This is a genomic window from Ruegeria sp. HKCCD6119 (assembly GCF_013110585.1).
In the GTDB taxonomy this organism is placed as follows: Bacteria; Pseudomonadota; Alphaproteobacteria; order Rhodobacterales; family Rhodobacteraceae; genus Ruegeria.
Genome location: NZ_WVQV01000023.1, coordinates 2,501 through 6,183 on the forward strand (window position 1 = coordinate 2,501; position 3,683 = coordinate 6,183).

The 3,683-nt window shown below is 53.3% G+C and carries 1 tRNA gene and 2 rRNA genes; all 3 read left to right on the plus strand.

Annotated features, from left to right (window positions below):
* Positions 1-317 precede the first annotated feature (317 nt).
* The 3 genes from GS611_RS20950 to GS611_RS20960 all read left to right on the plus strand — a co-directional run bounded on the left by GS611_RS20950 (position 318) and on the right by GS611_RS20960 (position 3,678).
* Positions 318-3,183 (plus strand): 23S ribosomal RNA (locus GS611_RS20950).
* A gap of 188 nt (positions 3,184-3,371) precedes the next feature.
* Positions 3,372-3,486: ribosomal RNA gene (rrf, locus tag GS611_RS20955) — 5S ribosomal RNA — on the plus strand.
* A gap of 115 nt (positions 3,487-3,601) precedes the next feature.
* Positions 3,602-3,678 (plus strand) — tRNA-Met (locus GS611_RS20960).
* Positions 3,679-3,683: the final 5 nt, after the last annotated feature.

Sequence of the window (3,683 nt, forward strand, 5' to 3'; positions counted from 1 at the left end):
TGGGTCTAGCCGGCCCTGTCTCGTGTATCGCGACTGAAAAGAACAGAGTTGTCCAAGTCAAATATACTAACCCGAGCGACCTGCGTTGATCAGCTGCACGGCTGGGAGACCATATGGGGTTGCTCAATTGTCCTCGTCCAAGTGGCGGGGGCGGGAAATGTATGTTTTTGGTTCAGAAGAATGACTGCCTTTAGTTACCAGCTGGGCGGTCTCGATCGATTTGATTACTAGCGCAGCTTTGGTTGTGTGCGGTCAAACGCACTCAAGTAGCCGAATAGGCGGTAGTGCCAATATCAAGTCTTTCTTTTTCTGGATCAAATCAAGCGCGAGAAGGGCGTTTGGTGAATGCCTTGGCAGCAAGAGGCGATGAAAGACGTGATACTCTGCGATAAGCCATGGGGAGCTGAGAATAAGCTTTGATCCATGGATCTCTGAATGGGGCAACCCACCTGAATGTTTGTTATTGTTAGCACAGCTGATCAATAATGAGCATGAACAGGTACTTAAGACCTGAATACATAGGGTTTTAAGAGCAAACCCGGGGAACTGAAACATCTAAGTACCCGGAGGAAAGGAAATCAATTGATACTCCCCTAGTAGCGGCGAGCGAACGGGGACCAGCCGAGCCGGATAAGTGACTAGAACACGTTGGGAAGCGTGGCCATAGCGGGTGACAGCCCCGTATAGGAAGCTTTGACGGACGTATTAAGTAGGGCGGAACACGTGAAATTCTGTCTGAAGATCGGAGGACCACCTTCGAAGGCTAAGTACTCCTTGCTGACCGATAGCGAACCAGTACCGTGAGGGAAAGGTGAAAAGCACCCCGACGAGGGGAGTGAAACAGTACCTGAAACCGAACGCCTACAATCAGTCGGAGGCTCCTTGCGAGCTGACGGCGTACCTTTTGTATAATGGGTCATCGACTTGGTCTCACGAGCAAGCTTAAGCCGTTAGGTGTAGGCGTAGCGAAAGCGAGTCTTAATAGGGCGAATGAGTTCGTGGGATCAGACCCGAAACCGAGTGATCTAGGCATGGCCAGGTTGAAGGTAAGGTAACACTTACTGGAGGACCGAACCCACATCCGTTGAAAAGGATCGGGATGAGCTGTGCCTAGGGGTGAAAGGCCAATCAAACTCGGAGATAGCTGGTTCTCTGCGAAATCTATTTAGGTAGAGCGTCATCCGAATACCCCGGGGGGTAGAGCACTGGATGGGTAATGGGGCCCCACAGGCTTACTGATCCTAACCAAACTCCGAATACCCGGGAGTACTAGATGGCAGACACACTGCGGATGCTAACGTCCGTAGTGGAGAGGGAAACAACCCTGACCTACAGCTAAGGCCCCCAATTCATGGCTAAGTGGGAAAGCAGGTGGGACGACCAAAACAACCAGGAGGTTGGCTTAGAAGCAGCCATCCTTTAAAGATAGCGTAACAGCTCACTGGTCTAAACAAGTTGTCCTGCGGCGAAGATGTAACGGGGCTCAAGCCATGAGCCGAAGCTTAGGATGCCGTAAGGCATGGTAGCAGAGCGTAGTGTGACATAGAACTCATCCTGTATTGCCGCCGGTTATGTGGCGCGAGTAATCGCGCTCAAGTAGCCGAATAGGCGGTAGCGCAGGATAGAGTTCTTTCGATGAAGCCGGCCTGTGAGGGATCCGGTGGAGAGATCACTAGTGAGAATGATGACATGAGTAGCGACAAAGAGTGTGAGAGACACTCTCGCCGAAAGTCCAAGGGTTCCTGCTTAAAGCTAATCTGAGCAGGGTAAGCCGGCCCCTAAGCCGAGGCCGAAAGGCGTAGGCGATGGGAACTAGGTTAATATTCCTAGGCCAGGAGGATGTGACGGATCACAGGTGTAGTTCAATCTTATCGGATTGATTGGGCTGCTGAGTGGTTCCTGGAAATAGCCCTCCATCAGACCGTACCCTAAACCGACACAGGTGGACTGGTAGAGCATACCAAGGCGCTTGAGAGAACGATGTTGAAGGAACTCGGCAAAATACCTCCGTAAGTTCGCGAGAAGGAGGCCCGGTTCCTAGGCAACTAGGGGCTGGGGGCACAAACCAGGGGGTGGCGACTGTTTATTAAAAACACAGGGCTCTGCGAAGTCGCAAGACGACGTATAGGGTCTGACGCCTGCCCGGTGCCTGAAGGTTAAAAGGAGAGGTGAGAGCCTTGAATTGAAGCCCAGGTAAACGGCGGCCGTAACTATAACGGTCCTAAGGTAGCGAAATTCCTTGTCGGGTAAGTTCCGACCTGCACGAATGGCGTAACGACTTCCCCGCTGTCTCCAACATCGACTCAGCGAAATTGAATTGCCTGTCAAGATGCAGGCTTCCCGCGGTTAGACGGAAAGACCCCGTGCACCTTTACTACAGCTTCGCACTGGCATCAGGATTGTGATGTGCAGGATAGGTGGTAGGCTTTGAAGCAGGAACGCAAGTACCTGTGGAGCCTCCCTTGAGATACCACCCTTCGCACTCTTGATGTCTAACCGCGGTCCGTTATCCGGATCCGGGACCCTGCGTGGCGGGTAGTTTGACTGGGGCGGTCGCCTCCTAAAGCGTAACGGAGGCGCGCGAAGGTTGGCTCAGAGCGGTCGGAAATCGCTCGTTGAGTGCAATGGCAGAAGCCAGCCTGACTGCAAGACTGACAAGTCGAGCAGAGTCGAAAGACGGCCATAGTGATCCGGTGGTCCCGAGTGGAAGGGCCATCGCTCAACGGATAAAAGGTACGCCGGGGATAACAGGCTGATACTGCCCAAGAGTCCATATCGACGGCAGTGTTTGGCACCTCGATGTCGGCTCATCTCATCCTGGGGCTGGAGCAGGTCCCAAGGGTACGGCTGTTCGCCGTTTAAAGAGGTACGTGAGCTGGGTTTAGAACGTCGTGAGACAGTTCGGTCCCTATCTGCCGTGGGTGTAGGAGACTTGAGAGGAGTTGCCCCTAGTACGAGAGGACCGGGGTGAACGATCCACTGGTGGACCAGTTGTCGTGCCAACGGCAGTGCTGGGTAGCTATGATCGGACAGGATAACCGCTGAAGGCATCTAAGCGGGAAGCCCCCCTCAAAACAAGGTCTCCCTGAGGGCCGTGGAAGACCACCACGTCAATAGGCCGGAGATGTAAGCGCAGCAATGCGTTCAGTTGACCGGTACTAATCGCCCGATAGGCTTGATTTGATCCAGTAATGGAAAGACAAATCACCAAAAGCATACACTGACCTTGATTATGGACAGCGTCGCAGCGCCAAGCCGCGATGTTGGTTGATTATATAACCGAGTGGCACCGCGCATTCGCAAGCGAATACGCTGCCTGCCACCTGTCGCTTTCTTGCTCCGCAAAAAAGTCGACATGGGCTTTTCCTCGGTTTGGTGGTCATAGCGCAAGTGAAACACCCGGTCCCATCCCGAACCCGGAAGTTAAGCACTGCCGCGCCAATGGTACTTGGGCTTAAGCCCCGGGAGAGTAGGTCACCGCCAAACCTAGAAAAAGCCCATATCTCTCTAACACGATGACACAATACCCGGCCTCAAATAGCGCAAGCGATAGGCCAACCAAAGACCTCAACTAGCGTAAGCGCTAGGTCACAAAAACTGTCGCGGGATGGAGCAGCCCGGTAGCTCGTCAGGCTCATAACCTGAAGGTCGTAGGTTCAAATCCTACTCCCGCAACCAATATT